This window comes from Microbulbifer maximicatervae (SeqCode) (assembly GCF_056232625.1).
This window is the reverse complement of record NZ_CP174324.1, coordinates 250,932-273,414: the sequence shown is the minus strand read 5'-3', so window position 1 is coordinate 273,414 and position 22,483 is coordinate 250,932. Positions and strand designations below refer to the sequence as shown.

At 50.7% G+C, this 22,483-nt stretch carries 20 protein-coding genes; 9 read left to right on the top strand and 11 right to left on the bottom strand.

Features of this window, described 5'->3' with window-relative positions:
• The first annotated feature begins 23 nt into the window (after window positions 1-23).
• The 3 genes from ubiG to ACJJI6_RS01185 are packed head-to-tail and all read left to right on the top strand — an operon-like array spanning window position 24 to window position 2,208.
• Complete coding sequence (ubiG, locus tag ACJJI6_RS01195) at window positions 24-725, top strand: bifunctional 2-polyprenyl-6-hydroxyphenol methylase/3-demethylubiquinol 3-O-methyltransferase UbiG (protein ID WP_475712243.1); 702 nt, start codon at window positions 24-26, stop codon at window positions 723-725.
• A 12-nt stretch (window positions 726-737) separates the two neighbouring features.
• Window positions 738-1,397 carry an HAD family hydrolase gene (locus ACJJI6_RS01190; RefSeq protein ID WP_413662676.1) on the top strand — a complete coding sequence of 220 codons (660 nt, stop codon included), beginning with the start codon at window positions 738-740 and terminating at the stop codon, window positions 1,395-1,397.
• Between the two features lie 52 nt (window positions 1,398-1,449).
• Window positions 1,450-2,208: a YciK family oxidoreductase gene (locus tag ACJJI6_RS01185; RefSeq protein ID WP_444941204.1), complete on the top strand. Its 759-nt coding sequence runs from the start codon at window positions 1,450-1,452 to the stop codon at window positions 2,206-2,208.
• A 57-nt stretch (window positions 2,209-2,265) separates the two neighbouring features.
• On the opposite strand, the gene ACJJI6_RS01180 is transcribed toward ACJJI6_RS01185, so the two are convergent.
• Window positions 2,266-2,574: a hypothetical protein gene (locus tag ACJJI6_RS01180; protein WP_444897946.1), complete on the bottom strand. Its 309-nt coding sequence runs from the start codon at window positions 2,572-2,574 to the stop codon at window positions 2,266-2,268.
• A 668-nt stretch (window positions 2,575-3,242) separates the two neighbouring features.
• Here ACJJI6_RS01180 and ACJJI6_RS01175 point away from each other — a divergent pair.
• The gene (locus tag ACJJI6_RS01175; RefSeq protein ID WP_444925445.1) at window positions 3,243-4,391 is read left to right on the top strand and encodes a sigma-70 family RNA polymerase sigma factor; all 1,149 of its coding nucleotides are present in this window, start codon (window positions 3,243-3,245) and stop codon (window positions 4,389-4,391) included.
• A gap of 99 nt (window positions 4,392-4,490) precedes the next feature.
• Window positions 4,491-5,075: an acyloxyacyl hydrolase gene (locus ACJJI6_RS01170; protein ID WP_445354662.1), complete on the top strand. Its 585-nt coding sequence runs from the start codon at window positions 4,491-4,493 to the stop codon at window positions 5,073-5,075.
• Between the two features lie 54 nt (window positions 5,076-5,129).
• Here ACJJI6_RS01170 and ACJJI6_RS01165 read toward each other — a convergent pair whose 3' ends face one another.
• A complete protein-coding gene (locus ACJJI6_RS01165) occupies window positions 5,130-6,227 on the bottom strand; it encodes a glycosyltransferase (RefSeq protein WP_475712242.1) in 1,098 nt (365 codons plus the stop codon).
• 170 nt (window positions 6,228-6,397) lie between these two features.
• On the opposite strand from ACJJI6_RS01165, the gene ACJJI6_RS01160 reads away from it, so the two are divergent.
• Entirely contained in the window at window positions 6,398-7,288 is an 891-nt protein-coding gene (locus tag ACJJI6_RS01160) for a TraB/GumN family protein (RefSeq protein WP_445363784.1), read from the top strand.
• Between the two features lie 135 nt (window positions 7,289-7,423).
• A complete protein-coding gene (locus tag ACJJI6_RS01155; protein ID WP_445354665.1) occupies window positions 7,424-8,698 on the top strand; it encodes an OprO/OprP family phosphate-selective porin in 1,275 nt (424 codons plus the stop codon).
• A gap of 53 nt (window positions 8,699-8,751) precedes the next feature.
• Here ACJJI6_RS01155 and ACJJI6_RS01150 read toward each other — a convergent pair whose 3' ends face one another.
• Window positions 8,752-12,309 carry an indolepyruvate ferredoxin oxidoreductase family protein gene (locus ACJJI6_RS01150; RefSeq protein WP_475712241.1) on the bottom strand — a complete coding sequence of 1,186 codons (3,558 nt, stop codon included), beginning with the start codon at window positions 12,307-12,309 and terminating at the stop codon, window positions 8,752-8,754.
• 277 nt (window positions 12,310-12,586) lie between these two features.
• On the opposite strand from ACJJI6_RS01150, the gene ACJJI6_RS01145 reads away from it, so the two are divergent.
• A complete protein-coding gene (locus tag ACJJI6_RS01145; protein ID WP_020413378.1) occupies window positions 12,587-13,057 on the top strand; it encodes an Lrp/AsnC family transcriptional regulator in 471 nt (156 codons plus the stop codon).
• Window positions 13,058-13,120: 63 nt separating this feature from the next.
• Here ACJJI6_RS01145 and ACJJI6_RS01140 read toward each other — a convergent pair whose 3' ends face one another.
• Both ACJJI6_RS01140 and ACJJI6_RS01135 read right to left on the bottom strand, forming a co-directional pair.
• The gene (locus ACJJI6_RS01140; protein WP_475712240.1) at window positions 13,121-13,636 is read right to left on the bottom strand and encodes a shikimate kinase; all 516 of its coding nucleotides are present in this window, start codon (window positions 13,634-13,636) and stop codon (window positions 13,121-13,123) included.
• Between the two features lie 19 nt (window positions 13,637-13,655).
• Complete coding sequence (locus ACJJI6_RS01135; RefSeq protein WP_475712239.1) at window positions 13,656-14,378, bottom strand: acyltransferase; 723 nt, start codon at window positions 14,376-14,378, stop codon at window positions 13,656-13,658.
• A gap of 116 nt (window positions 14,379-14,494) precedes the next feature.
• Between ACJJI6_RS01135 and ACJJI6_RS01130 the strand changes: the two genes are divergently transcribed.
• The gene (locus ACJJI6_RS01130) at window positions 14,495-15,112 is read left to right on the top strand and encodes a class I SAM-dependent methyltransferase (RefSeq protein WP_282932028.1); all 618 of its coding nucleotides are present in this window, start codon (window positions 14,495-14,497) and stop codon (window positions 15,110-15,112) included.
• On the opposite strand, the gene ACJJI6_RS01125 is transcribed toward ACJJI6_RS01130, so the two are convergent.
• From ACJJI6_RS01125 to ACJJI6_RS01100, 6 genes are all read right to left on the bottom strand, one after another.
• A complete protein-coding gene (locus ACJJI6_RS01125) occupies window positions 15,041-16,153 on the bottom strand; it encodes a prenyltransferase/squalene oxidase repeat-containing protein (RefSeq protein WP_475712238.1) in 1,113 nt (370 codons plus the stop codon). The genes ACJJI6_RS01130 and ACJJI6_RS01125 overlap by 72 nt on opposite strands.
• Window positions 16,150-16,911 carry a class I SAM-dependent methyltransferase gene (locus ACJJI6_RS01120; RefSeq protein ID WP_475712237.1) on the bottom strand — a complete coding sequence of 254 codons (762 nt, stop codon included), beginning with the start codon at window positions 16,909-16,911 and terminating at the stop codon, window positions 16,150-16,152. Before ACJJI6_RS01120 ends, ACJJI6_RS01125 begins: the two co-directional genes overlap by 4 nt.
• Complete coding sequence (locus ACJJI6_RS01115) at window positions 16,911-18,287, bottom strand: glycosyltransferase family 4 protein (RefSeq protein WP_445361431.1); 1,377 nt, start codon at window positions 18,285-18,287, stop codon at window positions 16,911-16,913. Before ACJJI6_RS01115 ends, ACJJI6_RS01120 begins: the two co-directional genes overlap by 1 nt.
• Window positions 18,288-18,749: 462 nt before the next feature.
• A complete protein-coding gene (locus ACJJI6_RS01110) occupies window positions 18,750-20,135 on the bottom strand; it encodes a glutamine synthetase family protein (RefSeq protein ID WP_475712236.1) in 1,386 nt (461 codons plus the stop codon).
• A 116-nt stretch (window positions 20,136-20,251) separates the two neighbouring features.
• Window positions 20,252-21,601, bottom strand: coding sequence for an aspartate aminotransferase family protein (locus ACJJI6_RS01105; RefSeq protein ID WP_475712235.1), 1,350 nt, complete (start codon window positions 21,599-21,601; stop codon window positions 20,252-20,254).
• Between the two features lie 215 nt (window positions 21,602-21,816).
• Window positions 21,817-22,482: a GntR family transcriptional regulator gene (locus ACJJI6_RS01100; RefSeq protein ID WP_282932023.1), complete on the bottom strand. Its 666-nt coding sequence runs from the start codon at window positions 22,480-22,482 to the stop codon at window positions 21,817-21,819.
• Window position 22,483 lies beyond the last annotated feature (1 nt).

The following is a 22,483-nucleotide window of genomic DNA, read 5'->3' as shown; positions in this document are numbered from 1 at the left end:
CGACGGAGTTTGCAGAGAAGTTCATGAGCAATGTAGATCCCTCAGAAATCGCCAAATTTGAGCAACTTGCCAGCCGCTGGTGGGACAAGGAAGGCGAGTTCAAACCACTACACGAAATCAATCCACTGCGTGCAAATTACATTGACGGGTATGCTCCGGTTGCCGGTAAGAAGCTCCTCGATGTGGGCTGCGGTGGTGGTATTCTGGCTGAGGCCATGGCGCAGAGGGGAGCCGATGTCACTGGTATCGATTTAGGGGAAGCCCCACTCAATGTCGCCAAACTCCACGCCCTCGAAAGTGGCGTCAGCGTCAATTATCGCAAAGTGGCAGTAGAGGACCTGGCAGAAGAAGCGCCCGAGAGCTTTGATATTGTTACCTGCCTGGAGATGCTTGAGCATGTACCAGACCCCTCTTCTGTCATTCGCGCCTGCGCAAAACTTGTAAAACCTGGCGGCAAGCTATTTTTCTCTACGATCAACCGCACCCCTAAAGGGTGGCTGTTTGCCGTAGTCGGAGCGGAATATGTCCTACGCTTACTGCCCAAGGGCACTCATGAATACAGTAAGTTTATCCGCCCCTCAGAAATGGGCGCCTGGCTGCGCGATGAGTCCCTGGAAGCGCACGATATAACCGGTATGACTTATAACCCGGTTACCCGAAGCTACAAATTGAACCCCCGGGATGTCGACGTCAATTATTTGATGTATGCCAGCAAACCAGAATAAGTGAACTGCAAAATGAAAGCCGTTTTATTTGACCTGGATGGTACCCTGCTTGATACAGCGCCAGATTTTATTGTTGTATTAAATCAACTGCGCCAACAGGAACAGTTACCTCCACTGCCTGACGAGACGATCCGGGGAACTGTATCCAATGGTTCCAGGGCGCTGGTGACATTGGGGTTTAACAAAGAAGAAGGTGACCCCGCCTTTCCAGGATTACTGCAAAGGTTACTGGACCTCTACCTGGCACATCTTGCAGAGAAGACGACCACTTTCCCCGGTATCGACAACCTGCTCGACAACCTGGTTGAAAAAAACCTTCCCTGGGGGATTGTCACCAATAAACCGGAGGCTTACACCACTCCTCTGATGGAAGCCTTTACCCATCTACCGCCAGCCTCTGCAATTGTTTGCCCTGACCACGTCAGCAAATCCAAGCCGGACCCCGAGCCCCTATTTTTAGCCTGCAGCCAGATTGGCTGCGCGCCCGCTGAAGCAATTTATATCGGCGACCACAAGCGCGATATCATCGCCGGACAAAAGGCTGGTATGCCAACTATCGCTTGCGGGTATGGTTATATTGACTCTACAGATAACCCCGCCAATTGGGGGGCAGACCACCTGGTAAATTCCGCCAATGAAATTTGGCCCCTTCTAGAACAACACTATTTTTGAAACTTGAAGTAATACCGGGCACCCAAGCCCGGTGACAGTATCGGGATATTTCATGTCAGACTTTGTTGGCGACTATCAAGCGCCCTCCGACCTATTAAAGAGCAAGATTATTCTTATCACCGGTGCCGGAGACGGCATAGGTAAAACTGCAGCAAAGACTTTTGCTGCTCACGGGGCGACGGTAATTTTGCTAGGCCGTACAACTCCCAAGTTAGAAGCTGTCTATGACGAAATCGAGGCTGCCGGTGGGCCACAGCCAGCTATTTTCCCCATGGACCTGGGTGCGGCAAAAATAGAGGATTTCGAGAGCCTCGCAGAAGCTATTCGCAACGAGTTTGGCCGCCTGGATGGACTCCTGCACAATGCCGGCCTACTCGGGCAACGCACCCCTATCGGCAATTACAATTTCAACACTTGGCAACAAGTAATGCAGGTGAATGTTAATGCAGCGTTTGGACTAACAAAGGCAATGCTGCCTCTGCTAGAGGAATCAGAAGCAGGCTCTGTTGTCTTTACAAGCTCCAGCGTTGGGGTTAAAGGGAGAGCCTATTGGGGGGCCTATTCAGTATCGAAGTTTGCCACCGAAGGACTGATGCAGGTGCTCGCCGATGAACTGGAAGGGGTTTCCAATACCCGGGTCAACTCCCTAAACCCAGGGGCAACCCGTACAACAATGCGAGCAACTGCCTACCCAGCAGAAAACCCTCAGTCGGTAACCTCTGCAGAAGATATTATGCCCACCTACCTCTATTTAATGGGTAGAGACAGTAACGGCGTAAGCGGGAAGCACTTTAGCGCCCAGAAGAAATAGAAAGCTTGGCCTATGGACAAGAATCTGAGTCTCAAGCTCGAGGCTTGTCCATAACAGCTATTCACCAAAGCCTTTGTTATCACCTTCCTTAGCACCTGAGCCCTCTCCCGCTGGGGGCATATGCTCTGGAGCATCGGCAAATACATCACCTTCAAATTCCAGCATGCTGGAGTCATCAAACAGCTCTATATCTTGAGCATCTCCCGAATATTGACTGTAATCAACAGACTGGTCATCGCGCTCACTAAGAGTAACAACCCCAGCCAAGGCCACAGATCGATCAGACACCGTGAGATTTACTCCCTCAAAAGACACACACCCAATTACAACAGCGAATAGTGCTGTAGGTGCTAGCAATCCCTTCATTTTTCTGCCCCCTGGATAACCTAATTTTATTAATGATCACTACTCGATAGGGTTATTTGTCTACCCTTTAAATATCCTCCTCCATCAAGCAATTACCATTACAAATGACTTTGCTTAATGAGCCGTACTCCAGCCTCCCTCTTAATGGACTGCCAGCGCGTGCGGTTCTTCAAATTCTTTCATGCTGACAACCAAAAAAGTGTGAACCTATCGACAATTCTATTTGTTCAGACAAGTCTCTTGAGGCAAAAGTTAGATGACATCTCTCAATTACAGGCAGCAAAAACACTATGAAAGCCATGGTTGTCATCCGCTTCGATATATTTTCTACTCCCTCCACTCGCCCTTTTTCGTAGCAATATTAACGGAAGAGACTGAGGAATATAGCCGAGCTGAGTAAAAAATAAGCGCCCAGCTTGTTATAACAAATTGGTCCTATTACCGAAAATAACACCCAAGAAAGGAAGACGCGGTGGCCGAAATGCCCGGCTCTATTCAAGGGTACATAAAGCTGCCCCTCCTCTTCAGATAAAGAAAACCTACAAGTCCCATTTTTCTCTCCTAAAGTTTGCTGACACATCTATAGTGAGTAGAAATAGACGTCAATCGAAATCTTGAGAGACCGATCAGCAAATATCGTTCACACAGCCAACAGAAGGTTTAAGCACTTGTCCCGAGAACATTTTTACTCAAGGGATGAAGAATGGCTGAAGGATACAGGCGAACCACTCTCTGACTCCTGCCAGGGTGCCAGCGAGCCCGACCCTCAAGTCGAGCGAGACCCTGACGCGGAAGAGATTCATGCAGCGGGTGATACCCTCTCCGAGAGCGGCACCACCCCAATGCAAAGCTATCTCAAGCACCTCTACAGGCTTGAGCTATTAACTCCGGAGGAAGAGCACAGTACCACCTGTCTATTACGCGACCTGGAAGAAAAGCTCATTTCCAACCTCCAGGAAAGTGGCACCCAATTGGTCCAACTGCGTAGCGAGGGAGTCGAGCAACGAGGAAGCACAGGAGCCTATGATCACGGATTGATAATTGCCCACACCGAAATCCTTCTCGCCAGCGAGTACTTGGACAGGCGCGGCCGCAGCAAACTGAACGGGCTATTACAGCGTTTTCAAAAACAGCGGAAAAAACTAATCCAATGTAATCTGCGCCTAGTTATTGCCATTGCAAAACGCTTTCGCAATCCATCAGTTCCCTTTATCGATTTAATTCAAGAAGGCAATGTTGGATTAATGAAAGCTATTGAGCGGTTCAAGCCGCAAATGGGATACCGCTTTTCCACCTATGCCTACTGGTGGATCCAGCAGGAAATTCAGCTGGCCTTGAGGCGCAATGAAGATCTCGTCCGGCAGCCTGCCAACGTGCAAGACGATTTAAGGGCAATTTACAGGGCCATTGGTGAAGTCCGCGCCCAAGGACAACCCGCATCCGATGAAAATCTAGCCCGCCATACAGGACTGGATATTGAGCGAATTCAGAGTTTGTTAAAACTACCGGGACCGACTGGATCTCTAGATGACCCAGTAGCTGACGATCAGAGCAGTACAAGACTAGACTATGCGCCTGCTGACGAACTTTACAATACCGATGAGCTAGTAACCAGTCAGGAGTTGGCTCAACGTCTCCGCGAAGCTGTTGCCCGCCTTCCTGCACGACAAAGGACAGTTCTCAACCTTAGGTATGGATTAATTTCTGACAAAGACTGCTCTTTTCGAGTGATTGGCGAACAATTGGGGCTTAGCCAAGAGCGTGCCCGGCAACTGCACTCCGACGCACTTCGACAATTAAAGCGGCAATGGCGCTAAGAAAGGAAGAAGTCGATGGCAAGCCTCCCGAGAGAGCTTGCCATCGACTTCTTTCCCACTAGTCTTTAAAGCAGCTCTATCAATAAGTATCGCGAAGTTATGCGTAAACAAGTTGTCCTTTCTAAAATTTGCAGCGCTTTAAAATACTGTGCCTGTATTTTTGCCGGCGGACTAATTTTATCCCCCCAGAGCCTTGCTGAATCTGAACTCATTGCAAGTGCAGGCAAAGGGTTGGGGACTGAATTGATGCAATATCGCTCTATTTCAGCCGCAGAAATGGCTGGTTTTAGTTATTCCCACCTACTGTCTTCATTTAACCTTGGCAATAACTCCCTTCAATGGTGGGCACAGGGCAGTTATTCCCATATGCGGACCCAGCATCAAAACGAGAACCAGCAACAAAATATTCTCGAAATTAAACCTATTCTGCGCTGGTATCCTCGCAGTCAACTACAGGGAGGATTTGCCGAAGCTGGGGCGGGCGCATCCTATTTGAGTCAAAAAGATTTTGGTGATATTGGGCTAAGTACTAAGCTCAATTTTGCTCTGCATTTTGCACTTGGCTATCGTTTCCCCAGGGGCCACATCCTATCTTTACGATACAGCCATTTTTCAAATGCCAGAACTAACACACCCAATCCCGGCTTTGATTTTGCTTCTTTAAATGGGCACCTGAGCTTTTAGCAACTTAGTCAATTAGCATTTTACATATCTTCTGAGAATTTTTACGCGCGCAATTTAATTTAATAGCTTCTGAAAGAAAACTATGGCTTTTTCAGCTGAAGCAGAATAGCTGAACTCTTCAGGATTCAAGCTATTTGGCCTATTCACTAACCCCAAACTTTTTTCTATCAAAGACTTCATATTGCCTCGTTGCACTAAGCCATCAGGAAAGTATTTCTCTAAAACTTCCCCTGTACAACCATCAGAGTAAGCGATTACAGGACGTCCCATCGCCAGCGCCTCCCTAGAATATTTTGCACTCTCATTCTTTTCACTCGCAAGATGAAAAACTAACTGGGACGTTGCGTACAACTCACGCATATCCCGGCGCTCCCCCAAGAAAGTAACTCTACCCCCAAGACCTAAGCCTTGCGCGAGCCCTTCCAGCTTTTTCAGATAGCGCAAATCATTTTCGACTAAAGCTCCTACAATCACTCCGTGAACATCATCTCTTTGTACCGCAGCCTGAGCCAACATATGTAGAAATTCTTCCTGCCCGCCATTTGCAGAGATTTCGCTAGGCATTAACCACCAGTTTTTCCCTTCTAACTGGGGATAGCTATTCAAAAGCTTCAGTTGCCACTGGCTCGCTACCGGTTTTTCACGATCAAACTCGCGAATATTGATACCGTGATAAATAACCTCTATCGAGCCTTCTGCAATTTTGGGGGAGGACTTCTTCAGGTTCTCCGCAACCCCTCGGGAGGTTGCGATAATTCCATCTCCTGACAGCACACCTTTATTGAAATAACTGTTGGGAAAATCTTGATCCACTAGCGGCACCAGCTTAGGGCGACTTGTAGCTGACTCACTCTTTAAGGCGCGCCAAGCTAGAAAAGCCGTTGAGCGACCATAGGTATGGACAATATCCGGTTGCAACCTTGCGAGAATCTTACGCAGGCGGGATTTGTGCCGCAAAGACCAAATTGACTCACTGATTTTTGGAAAGCTAATAAAGTCACTACCGTGCAAACGAAACCGCGCCTCCAATGGTCCACCAGTAGAAATTACCAGAGACTCGTGGCCTTTTTTGACCAGTTCATTTGCAAACTCAAGCGCAAGAGTTGCTGTGATCCCAGGCTCTAGACTGGGCAAAAACTGTACAACTTTCAATTTGACTTCCGTGAAACAGACCAAAAGGTCTATTTTGACTTCCAATAAGATAATTTCCCAGTAAATCATCACTAATTTACAAGTCAGTGACTTGATGCCTAAAAGCCCCTCTGGTACCTGAAGGTGTTAGTGATAGTATTTGCAAAGGCAAATTACTTAGGGACCCGACAATGCTTCAGCGACAAATAAGTTACTTTCTCGCCTTTACACTGCTTCTACTAACAATAGGAGCTTCAGCCGCTGAGAGCGATAAAGGCATCTTCTGGAAAGCAACTAAAGATGATAAAACCGTTTACTTATTAGGCTCGGTTCACTTGGCAACTGAGGACTTTTACCCTCTTAGACCAAAAATTGAACAGGCCTACTCCAATAGTGATGCCATTGCCGTCGAGGCTGACATTCTCGCTGCAGAAGGCGACAGCCTGTTACAGCAGCGAATCATGATGGAGTCTATCTACCAAGGTGAACGAACTTTAAAAGACGAACTTCCACCCGCGATATACAGCCAACTGAAGTCGTGGATGCGAAAACGTAGTATGCCCGAGGCTATGTTTATCCGGCAGCGTCCCGCCATAGCCATGATCTCTATGAGTATGATTGAGATGCAGGCCCACGGCCTCAACCCAGAACTAGGCATTGATAGGCACTTTTTACAAAAAGCAAAAAAGGATGGGAAATCTGTTCTGGAGCTAGAAGGTGTCTTGCAACAATTCAAGATGTTAAATGACCTGGACAACCCTGCGCTCCTCTTCCAGCAAACCCTTGAGCAAATTGGGGATATTTCAACCTTTTTACCCAAACTTACCAGCGCATGGAAGCGAGGAGATGAAGAAGCTTTGAATCGCCTTATTATCCTCGACGGCCTAACTGAAAACCCTGAATATAAGCCGCTCTATGACACACTTTTTTTTAATCGCAATGAAAGGATGGCTGAGAAAATTGCCCTTAAGGGGCCAAACTACCAGTCTCTGTTTGTCATTGTCGGCGCTGGCCACTTGGTGGGTGAACGCAGTGTTATCGAGTTTCTAGGCGACACCGGTTACAAATTAGAGCGTCTTTAATCACCTGGCCAGTAACCCTCGGCGCAGATTTTCTGCGCCGTCCCATCCCCCCTCCCCGTCCAAAGTCTTTTCTATTGCTAAACTCGAATAGCACTTTTCCCGTGACCAATGACAACTCTCAACTAGAGGCGTCCGATGAAATGCTGGGGAGCATACTGTGCCATATCAATTCTTTTATTTAGCTTCCCGGCTATTGCTGATGAAGCCGAGACAAAAGGCGGACTGAAAATTGTCTCTGACGATGGGGATTTCTCCGCACAACTCGGCGGAAGGATTCACTTCGATACATACATTTTTGACAAAGACCTAGAAGATCCGGTCAATACAACCGACTTCCGTCGGGTTAGATTGACAATGAGGGGCAAAATCTGGGAGTGGGAATACAAACTTCAGAGAGACTTTGCCACCAGTGGAACCGCAGGGTTGCGTGACGTTTATTTAAGTACAAAGTTCTATACAGGAAAGTTGACTATTGGCAATTTCAAACCCAGTCGATCAATGAGTCAACTAACCAGCTCAAACGACCTCGTACTTATGGAGCGAGCATTTACCAGCTCTGCAGGTATTTACGACGGACGAGGCTACTTACAGGGGATCAAATGGGACAAACAATGGTGCTGCCATACCTTCGGTTTTACCCTGTTCAACTTGCGAAACCCCGGTGACCCACGCAATTCGGGGTTTGGCGCCGCAACTCGATTAACCTGGGCTCCAATCAGCGACTCCATATCAACCGTTCACCTGGGCGTATCCCGTAGTTACGAAAAAGCTAACCAAGATACACCTGATATTATTGCTGAGGTCGCCTATGCGGGCCGGCGGGGGCCAGAGCAACTTATAGCCATCTCACCTGGTGGATCAGTTAATTTTTTTGGCGATTTTGGTGACGATGAATTTTTTCTCGGCGACGGTGGGGGGCGGGTCAATATTACCGGTTTCGAGCTGGCTGCAACCTACGGTCCCTTATTTGGTCAGGCGGAATACGCCTACGGGCACTTTTCAGGAAAAATATATCTCTCAGAATTGGTCTATGAAGAGTTTTTCGGTTTGCCTCCGAATTTTTTCTGTGACCCTATCACCGGGTGCTTTATTGGCGGGCAGGATGTCCACTCCTGGTACATTTTGGGAAGCTGGGCAATTACCGGACAGCACAAGCCATATGACGACAAGAAAGGGGTTTTTAAGTCAATTAAACCATCCCCCCCAGAAGGCGCATGGGAAATTGCCGCAAGATACCAAACTATAGAAAACCGCAATTTCCACCAGCTGCGAGCAAGTAATCTCACGTTAGGGGTAAACTATTACTTCAACCCCAAAGTCCGGGTAATGATGAACATCACCCTAGGCGACAACGATTTTACTGGAGACAAAACCAACCAATTCGCCATACGACTACAAGGGGTTTGGTAGAGGAGTATAAAGTGGCTCAAGACAGTCCTTGAGCCACTTTACCAAACGGGAAATTAACCTACTTGCTGTGCCTTAGCTGGGTCAAAAACCTCAACCTCCGCTGAAAGTTTTATATCCCGAACCGGGTTTTCAAATCGATTTAATGCGATATTTCGCTGCTCTTTCGCTTTCTCAATATTGGCCTCTTTCACTGGGCCGTAGCCCCGGATAATATCCGGGTATTGAAGTAGCTCAACTGCAGCAGCGTGATTCTGCGAATTTAATTGGCCCAGAACTTTCTTAACCACTTCTTCATATTCGCTAATCAGTGCCCTCTCCATTTTTCGCTCAGCTGTATAACCAAAAATATCAAGCGCCGATCCACGCAAGAACTTCAGCTTCGCCAAAACACCAAATGCCTTGTACATCCAACCGCCAAATTTCATTTTGCGGGGACGCCCCAAGGCTTTATCGAAGCGCGCCAGTAATGGGGGAGCCAAATTGAACTCCAGGGTAAAGTCACCACTGAAGTTCTCTTTTAGCGATTCGGTAAAGCGGCTATCGGTGTATAGGCGAGCCACCTCGTACTCATCCTTATAGGCAAGCAATTTTGCATAATTGCGCGCAACCACCTCGGCCAACTGGACATTCCCGGGCACTTTTAAAATCTCAGCAGATTTCACCGTATCGACCAAACTGCGGTAACGCTCGGCGAGGCCCGCATTTTGATAACCGGTGAGGTGCTCCACCCTGTGAGCGACAATCGCTTCAAGAGTTTGTGGTGCCTCTACCGCAACTTTTTCGTGGGTCAACAGCTTGTCCAGAGCGTTGCGATTTTCTGCCGCCAACCGCCCTGCAGCAAATCCCTGCAGATTACCTTCCACAGCGACACCGTTTAAGCGGATCGCTTCCAGCAGGGAGGCTTCAGTTAGCGGAATCAACCCTTTCTGCCAGGCGTAGCCGAGCATAAAAATGTTGGCGGCAAGCGTATCTCCCAGAGCTGCCTTGGTCAGGCGATGCGCTTCTACAGAGCTGAGCTCATTAACCGCGCCACTCACCGTATCCAATACCGCTTGCGGTGAGTGGACATCCTCACGCCCGAGAACCGTTGCCGCCGTTGGGCTCAAGTGGGTATTCACTACCGCGCGACTGTGAGATTTATCCAGTTTAACCAAACAAGCTGCCACATTGCCGGCTGCAATCAGGTCACAGGCCATTAGGGCATCGGCACGACCGTCGGAAATACGTACTGCCTGCAAAGACTCGGGCGCAGCCGCAAAGCGAATATGGGAGTAAACCGCTCCGCCCTTCTGAGCCAATCCGGTCTGATCAAGGGTGCTGCACGCTTTGTCCTCGATATGTGCCGCCATCGCTAGCAAGGCGCCAATGGTCACTACACCCGTACCGCCAACGCCGGTAACCAGGAAATTATACGGCTGCTGTAAGCCCGGAAGCTGTGGCGAGGGCAACTTGGCCGCTTCAGTTCGCAACACGTCACCTACTCCGGCGCCCTTGGCAATATTGCCACCCTTCACAGTGACAAATGAGGGGCAGAAGCCGTTAACGCAGGACATATCCTGGTTGCAGCCGGTTTGGTTCACCCTGCGTTTATCACCCAGCGCCGTTTCCACTTTCTCAACAGCGATACAGCTCGACTGCTGGACGCAGTCCCCACAGCCTTCACACACCAGCTCGTTGATGAAGGGTCGCCCCTCGGCTTTAGGCAGTAGCCCGCGCTTGCGCTTGCGGCGCAGTTCGGTGGCACAGGTCTGGTCGTAAATAATAACGGTACAACCTTCAACCTCACGCAGCTCATCCATTACAACGGGCAGGTAATCCCGGTGATGAATTTCAACTTCACTGGGGAAGGACAGTGCACCCTTGTATTTATCCGGGTTATCCATCACCAGGACAACTTTCTGAACCCCTTCCGCCAAAACTTGGCGACAGATCATATCCGGAGCCAACTCACCATCGTGGGGCTGGCCGCCGGTCATGGCGACTGCATCGTTAAACAGGATCTTGTAAGTGATATTGACCTTGGCAGCCACGGAAGCGCGAATCGCCAAAATACCGGAGTGGAAATAGGTACCATCACCCAGGTTTACAAAGACATGCTTTTCACTGGTAAACGGCGCCTGCCCTACCCAGTTGACCCCTTCGGCACCCATTTGGGTGAAGGTATAAGTTTCCCTATCCAACCACTGGGCCATATAGTGACAACCAATACCTGCTAGCGCTCGGCTTCCCTCCGGCACCTTGGTGGAACGGTTGTGGGGGCAGCCGGCACAGAACATAGGCAAGCGAGACACACTTGAGCCCGTCTGCTGGGAAATACGTTCAGCCAGGGCATTGAGGCGCATCAAGCGGTGCTTGCCGCCTTCATCCAACTTGTCCTCACCCAAAACAAAACCCAATACCTGGGCAATAATCGCTGGCGACAGTTCGCCATAAGCGGGCATCAGCGGCTGATCACTATCGTCCACTTTGCCGAGAATACGCGGGAAATTCGGGTCCTTCACATGGACGTTGTACAGCTCCTCTTTCAGCTGTACTTCCATCAAACTGCGTTTTTCCTCAAGCACCAGCAGCGTATCCAAGCCACGGGCAAACTCCTGGATACCCGGCACATCCAACGGGTAGGTCATACCCACTTTAAGGATTCTGATACCGAGCTGCTTGGCCTTCTGCTCATCGATACCCATGTCTTCGAAGGCCTGCATCAAGTCCAGATGGGCCTTACCGGTGGTTACGATGCCGAGGCTCGCCTCAGGGTTTTCCAGTACAACCTTGTTGAGTTTATTGGCGCGGGCAAAAGCCAGCGCAGCAGGGCGCTTGTAACGCCACAGGCGCTCTTCCTGCTCGAGAGGGTTGTCCTGCTTGCGAATATTCAGGCCGCCCTCGGGACGTTCAATATCCGGGTAGTGGAATTTGACCCGCTCAGGGTCCACTTCCACGGTCGCAGAGCTATCCATATTTTCTGCCAGGGTGATCATTGCCACCCAGCAGCCACTAAAGCGAGACAGCTCCAGCCCATAGTGACCATAATCCAACACTTCCTGCACGGTGGCGGGGTTAAGTACTGGAATATGCATATCCACAAAGGCAAATTCAGACTGCCCTGGATAGGAGGATGACTTACAACCGTGGTCATCGCCAGCAACGATCAGTGCGCCACCTTTGGGAGAGGAGCCAGCGGCGTTGGCATGGCGAAATGCATCGCAGGAGCGGTCGACACCCGGTGTCTTGCCATACCAAATCCCGCAGACGCCATCCACTTCTGCACCCTGGAACAAGCCCACCTGCTGGGAACCCCAAACTGCCGTAGCCGCCAACTCTTCATTGACGCCAGGCTGGAAACGGATGTTGTACTCTCCCAGCAGTTTTTTCGCCCTGGATAACTGCAGGTCGTAGCCACCCAAGGGAGACCCCCGATAACCGGAGATAAAAGTCGCGGTATTGAGGCCGCGATCCCGGTCCATTCGCATCTGGTCTATGGGTAAGCGCACAAGGGCCTGGATACCTGAAAGGAGCACACGGCCCTTGAGCATGGTGTAGCGGTCGTCCAATGAAACCTGTTTTTTTACTTGGGAATCCGCCGTACTTTGAGGACTGGTTACTTTTTCAGTCATACACCTACTTCCGGTTAATTATTCTTCTCGAAACCCGGTTCGAGTTATTAGTCATTATTCTTCCGAATAGTCCGTTTTCCGTGGTCAGATGCGCCTGTTTTTATATTTGCCGCAAAGTCCCAGAGCGGCTGAGGGCACACTGCACCTATCCCAAAACGGTTTAGTCAGGTCATACTAGTTCGTTAAGCGCAATAGAGCATTGCTTTATTCACGCAAATATGCGTAAATTTGTGATAGAAGTTTCGATATAGATAATTTTTATAGGATAGGAGTCTTTATGAAGCGTTCGACAGACCTGGATGATTTTGACCGTAAGATTCTGCGAGCGCTGCAGGAGAACGCAGATTACTCCATGGCAGAGCTAGGCGATAAAGTCGGTCTTTCGCATACTCCCTGCTGGCGCAGAATCAAGCGGTTGGAAGCCGAAGGTATTATCCGTGGCCGTGTTACCTTGCTGGACCCACGCAAATTGGATCTGGGTGTTACCGTATACTGCTACGTTACCATCCACAATCACGATGAGGAATCCCTGAACAACTTTGAATCAGCAGTTCAGGATGTCCAGGAAGTGGTAGAGTGCTATTCCACCAGCGGAGACAAAGACTATGTCCTGCGCGTTGTAGTCGATAGTGTGGAACACTATGAGCAATTACTGAAACGCTCCCTGGTACACCTGCCAAACGTGGCCTCAGTCAACTCCACCTTTGCCCTCAAGCAGGTGAAGTACACCACCCAGCTGCCACTTTAAGCCAAAAGTGTGAAAAGTAAAGCCCCTTGCTTTAACGCATGGGGCTTACAGAGGAAATTTCGGTTACTCTGCAATCTCCCGCAGCGCATTAAGTAAATGATCAAGCGTTTCCTGCAGAGACTTTCTGTCACAATCCACCGTTATTTCAGCATATTGTCGGTAAAGGGCCTGTCGCTCTTCAAATAAGTCCGCAAAAGACTGCCCGGGCGCCTTCGCAATGCCACGGCTTTCATAATTATGGATACGCCGGCGCAATTCCTCCGCTGAACACTGAAGAAACACTACCACACCCTGACTGCGTAGATTCGCCATGCCCTCTTCGCTATAGACTGCGCTTCCTCCAGTGGCAATAACATCACTAGGGAGGGTGGCCTCAGCTAATACCCCCCCTTCAATGGCGCGGAGATTAAGATAATCACTTTCAGCCATAATTTGCTGCAAAGTCTTGCCCTCTCTGGACTGGATCAGAACATCAGTATCTGTAAACCCCAGTGCCAACTCCTTTGCCAACAACACCCCCAGCGTACTTTTACCAGCGCCGGGCATTCCAATCAGGACAATACTTTTTCTTTTTTTCATTTTATTAATACTTGCACATTCAATCGCTACGGCGGGGAAAGAATACCGAGCGCAACCAGCCTAATAAGGTGTTCCCGCCCAACATCATCTTATCCAATTCATCCAGATTATGCGCTTGGCGAAAGGCATCGGCAAATAATACCTCGCGGGTAATCATTCGCCGCTTGGGATTAATTGATTTAATGGGTTTTGCCGGATTGCCTGCAACAACCGTATTTGCGGGGACATCCTTGGTGACGATACTGCCGGCTCCCACTACAGAATTGTCACCGATAGTGACACCTTTGCAGATGGTTGCACTATCTCCAATCCAAACATTGTTACCCAGGCGCACCGGGGAGGTACAACGGAAGGGCCGCGTGCGATTGTAAAGCCCATGCCAATCAGAATCGGAAATATACACATTGGCTGCGATCATACAGGCATCGCCAATTTCAATAGATTGAGCCGCAGAAATACGTACCCCTGGAGAGATCAATACGAAATCCCCAATAGTAATAAATGCCTCTCCCCCCTTGTGTCCAAAAGTGGTAAAGCGAATACATTTCTCGTTGTTGGAGATTAAGTGAGGGTAATTTCCGAGCCGAACATTTCCGCCAAAAACATGGACAGAACCCGGGTCCATCACTTCCGGCTCAACCCCAACCGCATCGAATTGCGGCAGAAGGAAATACTCTGTTCGCCATTTGCGCCAACGCAGCTGCAGTCGCTTGAGCCAATAGGGCCTGTGATCCTTACGCATATTTTAATTTCTACTTATATTCTCTGGGACTTACGGAGCCTTGAGTAAAAACCCAATTGCTTTTGTATTAGCGGCAGTTTAGTGTTTCGGCCACGAAAAATAGCAAGCGTTTACCCATGTCCCTAAATCTACCTATTGATATTCGAGCAATTAAAGGTTTCCTCGCTGCCCATGAAGGGGAAGCTCTCTACCACCTGGCAGCTGAAGCCAGCTCACTGGGCCCCTGTCTTGAAGTGGGCAGCTACTGCGGCAAATCATCAATTTACCTGGCCAGTGCCTGTAAGCTGACCGATAACGTCCTGTTCGCCGTGGACCACCATCGAGGATCTGAAGAGCACCAGCCCGGAGAGGAGTATCACGATCCCGAACTGTTTGATGGCCAGGCCAATTTAATGGACAGTTTTCGCACTTTCCGCGCGAATATTCGCGCGGCTGAATTGGATGACTGGGTTGTTCCCGTCGTCGCCCCCTCCGCAACAGCTGCACGCTGCTGGAATACCCCTTTGGGTCTCGTATTTATTGACGGCGGCCACTCCCTGGAAGCGGCCATGACCGATTATCGCAGCTGGTCCCGCCATATCGTGCCCGGCGGCTATCTGGCTATCCACGATATTTTCCCGGACCCCGCCGATGGCGGCCAGGCGCCCTACGATATTTACAAACTAGCCCTGGCTTCCGCTCAATTCGAGCTCGTCGAAACTGTCGACACCCTGGGAATCCTGCGCCGCATTTAAGGGCAGGCACACCGATGTAAACAGCTCGCTCGCTGGCGTTAATCCGGCGAGCGCATCGGCAGCCAGAAGCATGGCTCCTACAGTCCAGGTGGTTTTTTCCTCCGGCCAGATGGCCTCATCCCTGTAGACATAACCGGTCCAGTAGCCCCCATCTTTATCCTGCCAACGGTGCAAACCGCGATACAAAATTTCCGCCCGCGAACGCTGGCCAGCAGCTATTAGGGACATAGTGAGTTCGCAGGATTCAGCCACCGTCACCCAGGGCTCATCACTGACGCAACGACAACCCAAACCAGCCACGACAAACTCATCCCAGCGCTGCTGAAGACGCAACTGCGCTGCCTCACAAGAAAAGGCACCGGTTAATACGGGATAAAACCAGTCCATTGAAAAGCGCGCCTTGCTTTCCCAGGTGCGATCAAAGCGCTCCGGTTTATTGCGCAGCGCATCGCCCAAAGCTTCCCGGGCAAGTAACCATTGGGGGCGAGCAACCCCTAGCTGGTGGGCAATATTAATTGCGCATTCCAGACTTTTATAAATGGAAGAGCAACCAGTGATCAGGGCATCTTCCATAGGGGCGCCCTCTGAATCTACCGCCCAATGAATTTCGCCAAATTCCGTTTGCAAGCGCAATACAAACTCGATTGCACGCTCCACCATCGGCCAATAGCGCTGTAAAAACAGCGTGTCTCTACTAATCAGAAAGTATTGCCAAATTCCTGTTGCCACATAGGCAACAAAATTAGTTTCACGGCGCTCCCGGTTGTCAATATCGCCATCTTTATAAGCGGCCCACCAACTGCCGTCTTCCAGCTGAATCTCAGCCAACCAGCAATAGGCGTTTTCAGCAGCACTGAACTCTCCGGCAATGGCGAGCCCCATAGCGGCCTCAACATGATCCCAGGGGTCGGCATAGCCCCCTTTAAACCAGGGAATTGAACCATCGGGGAGCTGCTGGGAGAGAATATAGTCGGCGCTATCCTGGATAAATCCTTCAGGGAAAAGACCAGAAGCTTTTGCCGGCACAGAAACTTTACTCATGCTTCAGCTCCCTCAGGCAGGGAGAGAGGCGTATCTACTCGTTGTGTCGAACCAGCAGGTTTCACAAAATAGAGAGCGATACTTTTTCCCAACAGCGGGTTCAATAGTTTTTCGAGAATCCGGGTAAAGGCTGGTTTCTTCATCAGATCCCACACCAACAGGCGATGATAGGCAGAGACCAAACGGGAATCGGGCTTGTCCCAAAACAAACACTTTAACCACCAATAAGGTGCATGTAACGCATGGGCCTTATGCCGGGCAAAATAGTGGTGTCCCAGTTTTTCAATATCCTCTCGCAGCTCGCGCTCGCGGAATATTCGGATATGCCCACCCTCAACCTGGTGGTATTCATCGCTGAGTTTCCAACACACCCACTCAGGAAAAAATGCCGGTACTGTCGCGGCAAAAATACCAGAGGGTTTTAATACCCGGTTAATCTCAGCCAGGACAGACTTGTAATCGGGGATATGCTCAAGTACCTCTGAGCAGATAACCACATCAAAACTCCCATCGGCAAATGGTAGTTGCAAGCCATTGGCAACTCCGAACTGCAAGCGACCCTTTGAATGCTCGGGAGAGCGGAAAGGTTCCGCTCGCTCACTGGCAGTGCGCACATCATCAAAACACAGGTCAATGCCGTAAACATCAACCTCATCGGTGATCATCAAGTGAATGGAATGGCGCCCTTCACCGCACCCCAAGTCGAGGACTTTTTGGCCAGGGCGAAGATTTAAATGCTGGGGATCTACAGTAATCATCAAGCCGCCTCCGCACTGCGCATATTCGGAGTTTCTATTTCATGACTACTGGGTTGTTCCGCCAGTGTATGTCCGAGAATTTCCCGGTAATATTTCACCAAACTCTCTGCAGCGATTTTCCAGGAAAATTTATTTTCAATGCGCTGGCGACCTTTCTCACTGAGTTCTTTTCGCAGCGCTTCGCTGGATAAAACCTGGCGCAGGGCATTAGCCAAAGCTTCGTGATTTCCTGCAGGGACCACGATTCCGGCATCCCCAACCACCTCAGGCAAAGCACCCCCGTCACTGGATACTACCGGAGCACCACATGCCATTGCCTCCCCGGCAGGTAAACCAAATCCTTCGTAGAGCGATGGGCAAACTACCGCTGTAGCCTTGCGGTAATTATCGACCAGTTCTTCGTTAGAAATACCGGAGACAAACTGAACCCTATCCTGAAGATCCAGATCGTGAAGCAAGTGTTCCGTGGCGCCACCTTCGCGTAATTTGCCAACCACCAACAACTCTATGTTTTCATATTCCTGGCGTAATTCCGCCAACGCCTGTAATAAAAAGCGCAGACCTTTGAGCGGCTGGTCTGCCGATGCGGTGGTCATAATTCGCAGAGGCAAGCGCTTATTCTCTGCCCCTGGGTTGAATAATTCGGTATCAATACCGTTGTAAATCAGGTGAATCTGCTCGGGAGCTACGCCAAACTGCTCGATAATATCCCGCTCAGATTGCTTGGAAACTGTCACGATATGGCGAAGCTTCCGCGATACCTTAATCTGCATATTCAAAAAATTATGCCAGCGACGTACCAGCAAACGAAAACGCCAATCGGGGGCGGCATCTAATGCCAGTTGGCGATCCCGGGTAATGGGGTGATGAATTGTCGCGACAACAGGCAATCCATTTTTCTCGATATCCAGCAAGCCGTAGCACAGTGATTGGTTATCGTGAACAATGTCGTATTGTTTGCCGTGCTTGCGCAGGTATTTATTTACCCGACGGCCAAAGGTATAAGGCTCGGCAAAACCGCCGGTAAGCTTACTCCACCATTCAAAAAAATCCGCCCACGACAGCAGGTGGCGAGGTTTCAAGGCCCGCGCTGGGCGCTCAACTTCATAGAGGTTCAACCCTGGCATTTTGATGAGTTTTACGCGCTCATCGAGTTCTGGGTAGGGCTGGCCAGAAATAACATCCACGGAGTGACCAGCATCAACCAGTGCTTTACTCAGGTAGCGCAGGTAGATGCCCTGACCACCACTGTGTGGATTGCTGCGATACCCCAAAAGGCATATTTTTAGTGGCTGCGTCTCGCCAGCCGTTGGACCGTCTGCACAATTTCCCAAGGCGGTCATAGTTTCCCCATCTGCAATATTTTTATACCCCATAACATTATCCGCTCTCGCACAGACATTCTGCGAATGCCAACGTCTAAGAGCCGACCGTCTGGGGTGTCTCGCTGGTAAAGCGGAAGAATACACTGGCGGAGAAATGACTGCTAGGCGGAAGCGGTCCACACTCTTGGTATCCTGGCCCAAGGATGTGTGCTCGCAAGCCAAAATAGCAACAAAAGCCCAGCAACCGCACACCGTGTCATTCGATACACTCAAGCCATGGCGACTTTAAAAGAAGGGATTAACACGAACAGGAAGTGGAAATAAGTCAATCGAGAATAAAAAAATGCCCGCCAAAAGGCGGGCCAGATTTCTCGAACACACTTTCAGGAGGAGAGTTTCAAGCACATTACGCACTTAAATTTAGGTATAGCAGAGGAAATACCCCCACTAACTCTCCTGTCGTGAAAGCCGTTCACTAAAACGGCAATCGGCGCTAAAGCACACCGCCAATGTTTATACCCGATGCAGATAACTCTGGTATTCAACATCGGTAACGCGGGCAGCTATCTCTGCTTGCTCCTGTCTTTTCAACAGAGAGAACAATTCCACAAAGCGTGGATCAAGATACTCGCGCCACAAAGGGCTCTGCTCAAAGCGCTCCAGTGCACCACTCCAGGTATTGATCAACTTCTCACTCTCTACCTGATAAGCATCGCCTTCCACAGGTGCAGGCGCTTCCATCTGGTTCTCAATGCCATGACACACACCAGTGAGAATCGCAGCTAACACCAGATAGGGGTTAACATCCGCCCCGGCAATACGGTGCTCGATACGCCGTGCCACAGGATCGCTGGCGGGCACACGCAAAGTTGTAGTGCGATTATCGTAGCCCCAGCAGAGATTCAGCGGTGCGTGAGAGCTCTCCTGGAAGCGACGATAGGAGTTGCTGTGAGGTGCGAAAAACGCCATCGCATCGTTGGCTGTCGCCAGCATTCCTGCTGCGGCATAACGCAGTAAATCGGAGCCAGTGTCAGAACCGTCATCAAAAACGTTCTTTCCATTGGCGTCGATCAAACTCATATGCACGTGCATTCCGTTACCCGCCTGATCCCCGAAAGGCTTGGCCATGGTACTCACGCGGAAGCCGTGACTGCGCGCCACCCCTTTTAACAAGCGCTTAAACAGTAATGTTTGGTCTGCCACTTTAACGGGATCGGCACTGTGCAACAGGTTGATTTCAAACTGTCCCGGCGCACACTCCGACAATACTGAATCTGCAGGAATACCCTGTGCCTCGCAGGCAGCTCGCACATCGGCAAAGAAGTGTCGCTGTGCATTGAGCTCGGACAGATCGTATACGTCGGTGGAAGGCACCAGCTCGGCGTCGTTATCGCTAACCGGGCGCGGACGCGCCAGATGATCCACCTCATCGCGGAGCAGATAGAATTCCAGCTCGGTCGCACACACGGCGGTATAACCCAGTTTACCGAGACGCTCTACCACGCGTTGCAACTGGCTGCGGGGATCGGCATAGAGAGAGGAGCCATCTGCCTCATGCAACTGCATATGCAGCTGGGCGGTGGACTCGCGATGCCAGGGCGCCAGGCTAATAGGCGAAACCGGCAGACAAACGCCATCGCTGTCTCCACTGGCAAATACCAGCGGGCTGTCTTCAATATCCCGCCCCCAGATATCGAGACTGACCGCGCTACGCGGCATTTGCAGACTGCCCTTGAGCAATTTCTCCGAAGCTTCTGCCGGCAACCACTTCCCTCGCGGCACGCCATTGATATCGAACATAAAGCCTTCGATCCACTTTAGGTCCGAGTGCTCTGCCAGGAATTTTTGCGACTGCTCCAGCAGATCGGGCTGGGCAGTGAATTCTTTTTCTTGAGACATAAGGTGCCTGGGGTGATCCAATCTAAACGCAGAGACGGCCCAACACCGCTTTTCCATTCAAACTATGGAAAACGGGGTATCAGAACGCCTCTGCAACAGAGTATCTTGCCGCTATGTTACGCCAGTGCTTTAGCAGTGTCGTCCAGGGCGCGGTGCGCTTTTTCTACCAGCTCATCGACCTGTTCAGTGGTCATAATCAGCGGTGGTGCGATAACCATGGCATCGCCAACGGCGCGCATCACCAAACCGTGCTTGATACTCAGGTCACGACATACCGCACCAGCGGTGCAGTCATCATCAAAACGAGCGCGGCTGGCCTTATCTTTTACCAGCTCCAAGGCACCGACCATACCCAAACTGCGGGTTTCGCCAACGATCGGATGCTCCGCCAGTTCAGCCCAACGCTTGGACAGGTAAGGGCCGGTTACATCGCGGACATTCTCGATAATCTTCTCGTTGCGCAGAATATTGATAGTTGCCAGACCTGCCATACAGGCAGCCGGATGCGCGGAGTAGGTGTAACCGTGGGTAAACTCGCCACCTTTGGTTTTGATCACCTCAGCGACACGATCACTCACCATGGTACCGCCCAGGGGGAAGTAACCATTGGTTACTGCTTTGGCGAAAGTCATCAGGTCGGGCTTCATGCCGTAATAGTCGGCACCGAACCACTCACCGGTACGACCGAAACCAAAAATCACTTCATCCATCACCAGCAGGATGTCGTACTGGTCCAGCACCTTCTTGACTTCCGGCCAGTAGGTTTCCGGCGGGATAATTACGCCGCCAGCACCCTGGATTGGCTCAGCGATAAACGCCGCAACATTTTCCGGGCCCAGCTCCTGGATTTTCTCATCCAGGCTACGAGCCGCTTGGATACCAAACTCCTCTGGAGACATATCGCCGCCCTCACCAAACCAGTAGGGCTGCTGTACGTACTCAATGTAGTCAAGCGGCTGGAATTGCTTGTGCATACCGCTCATACCACCCAGGCTGGCACCGGCAATGGTAGAGCCGTGATAGCCATTCTTACGGGAAATAACGATGCGCTTCTCCGGCTTTTCCTGGATATCCCAGAAACGGCGGATCAGACGCAGGTTAGTATCATTTGCCTCGGAACCGGAACCCGTGAAGAACACATTGTTCATATGCGCCGGGGTCACTTCAGCCAGGGCGTCGGCCAGTTCAATCGAGGGTACCGTAGTGCACTGAAAGAAGCTGTTATAGAAAGGCAGGGTATTCAGCTGCTCGTAGATCGCATTGCTGATTTCTTTGCGGCTGTAGCCGAGGTTGCAACACCAGAGGCCTGACATACCATCAAGCATTTTGTTGCCATCAATATCGGTGATGTAAGCGCCCTCGGCGCTGGTAATCACACGGGTCCCCTGCTGGCCCAAGTCATGGAAGTCAGTAAATGGGTGTAGCAGGTGCTCACGGTCGTGTTGCTGCAGCTCAGTCTTGTTCATATTTCTCTCCTGGCTTTCACAGGCCTTGCTCAGCGCCCACCAATCGGGCTCAAAAGGCCAAATCGTTACCACTAATTTGTGATCACATTCTAGTGGGGCCATCGACAGAAGCGCAAGGTCTATCTGCCCTTACCGAAAACATAAGGTCGAATTGCGCCAGTGCGAGGAGAAAAAGTGGAAACTAAATAGTCAACTGGGGGGGGGGGAAGGAGCCGCTACAGCAGCTCCTCTGCAGAGATAGAGCCGAGCCCCTCTTCAATATCCTGCTGAATGGCTTTGCGCACCTTCAACTCATCTTTACTGGCAATAGCTTCGAGCAGATCTTGATGCCGGTCTGGCAACTCCTGCACGCCAAAGCGCTGGAAAACCAAGTGCTGGAGGGGAGCTGTCTGTAGCCACAGGCTCTCGATCAGGGACAGGATGATATGGGGCTGCCCCAGGCGATAGAGGGTAAAGTGAAATTCCAGATTAGTGGTTACATAGCGCTCGATGTCTTTCTGAGCGAGAGCTTCTGTTACACGTTCATCCAGCTCCCGAAGTTGCGCCAATTCAGCATCCCCTACCAATGGCAGGGCCTGTTCAGCGGCCTGACACTCCAGGGCCACACGAGCGGCACAAATCTCTGCCAGTTTTTCCGGGGTCATTGTCGGCACCCTGACCCGGCGGGTATCTGACAGCTCCAGGGCCCGCTCGGAGGTCAGGCGACGCAACGCTTCGCGAACCGGCATTGGACTGCAATTAAGCTCCGAGGCCAAGCCCCGAATAGTAATCGCCCTACCCGGCAAAAACTTTCCCCGCAGAATGGCATCCCGCACCTGAAAATAAACCCTCTCCTGAGTTGTGCGGTACTCTTCCTGGGGACTGTTAAATTCCTGCACCATA

Coding starts and splice junctions, on each gene's coding strand:
- ubiG (WP_475712243.1), top strand. CDS start 24: ATGAGCAATGTAGATCCCTCAGAAATCGCCAAATTTGAGCAACTTGCC.
- ACJJI6_RS01125 (WP_475712238.1), bottom strand. CDS start 16,153: ATGAGTAAAGTTTCTGTGCCGGCAAAAGCTTCTGGTCTTTTCCCTGAA.
- ACJJI6_RS01105 (WP_475712235.1), bottom strand. CDS start 21,601: ATGAACAAGACTGAGCTGCAGCAACACGACCGTGAGCACCTGCTACAC.
- ACJJI6_RS01170 (WP_445354662.1), top strand. CDS start 4,491: ATGCGTAAACAAGTTGTCCTTTCTAAAATTTGCAGCGCTTTAAAATAC.
- ACJJI6_RS01180 (WP_444897946.1), bottom strand. CDS start 2,574: ATGAAGGGATTGCTAGCACCTACAGCACTATTCGCTGTTGTAATTGGG.
- ACJJI6_RS01155 (WP_445354665.1), top strand. CDS start 7,424: ATGAAATGCTGGGGAGCATACTGTGCCATATCAATTCTTTTATTTAGC.
- ACJJI6_RS01120 (WP_475712237.1), bottom strand. CDS start 16,911: ATGATTACTGTAGATCCCCAGCATTTAAATCTTCGCCCTGGCCAAAAA.
- ACJJI6_RS01150 (WP_475712241.1), bottom strand. CDS start 12,309: ATGACTGAAAAAGTAACCAGTCCTCAAAGTACGGCGGATTCCCAAGTA.
- ACJJI6_RS01160 (WP_445363784.1), top strand. CDS start 6,398: ATGCTTCAGCGACAAATAAGTTACTTTCTCGCCTTTACACTGCTTCTA.
- ACJJI6_RS01145 (WP_020413378.1), top strand. CDS start 12,587: ATGAAGCGTTCGACAGACCTGGATGATTTTGACCGTAAGATTCTGCGA.
- ACJJI6_RS01115 (WP_445361431.1), bottom strand. CDS start 18,287: ATGGGGTATAAAAATATTGCAGATGGGGAAACTATGACCGCCTTGGGA.
- ACJJI6_RS01130 (WP_282932028.1), top strand. CDS start 14,495: ATGTCCCTAAATCTACCTATTGATATTCGAGCAATTAAAGGTTTCCTC.
- ACJJI6_RS01185 (WP_444941204.1), top strand. CDS start 1,450: ATGTCAGACTTTGTTGGCGACTATCAAGCGCCCTCCGACCTATTAAAG.
- ACJJI6_RS01135 (WP_475712239.1), bottom strand. CDS start 14,378: ATGCGTAAGGATCACAGGCCCTATTGGCTCAAGCGACTGCAGCTGCGT.
- ACJJI6_RS01110 (WP_475712236.1), bottom strand. CDS start 20,135: ATGTCTCAAGAAAAAGAATTCACTGCCCAGCCCGATCTGCTGGAGCAG.
- ACJJI6_RS01190 (WP_413662676.1), top strand. CDS start 738: ATGAAAGCCGTTTTATTTGACCTGGATGGTACCCTGCTTGATACAGCG.
- ACJJI6_RS01100 (WP_282932023.1), bottom strand. CDS start 22,482: ATGGTGCAGGAATTTAACAGTCCCCAGGAAGAGTACCGCACAACTCAG.
- ACJJI6_RS01140 (WP_475712240.1), bottom strand. CDS start 13,636: ATGAAAAAAAGAAAAAGTATTGTCCTGATTGGAATGCCCGGCGCTGGT.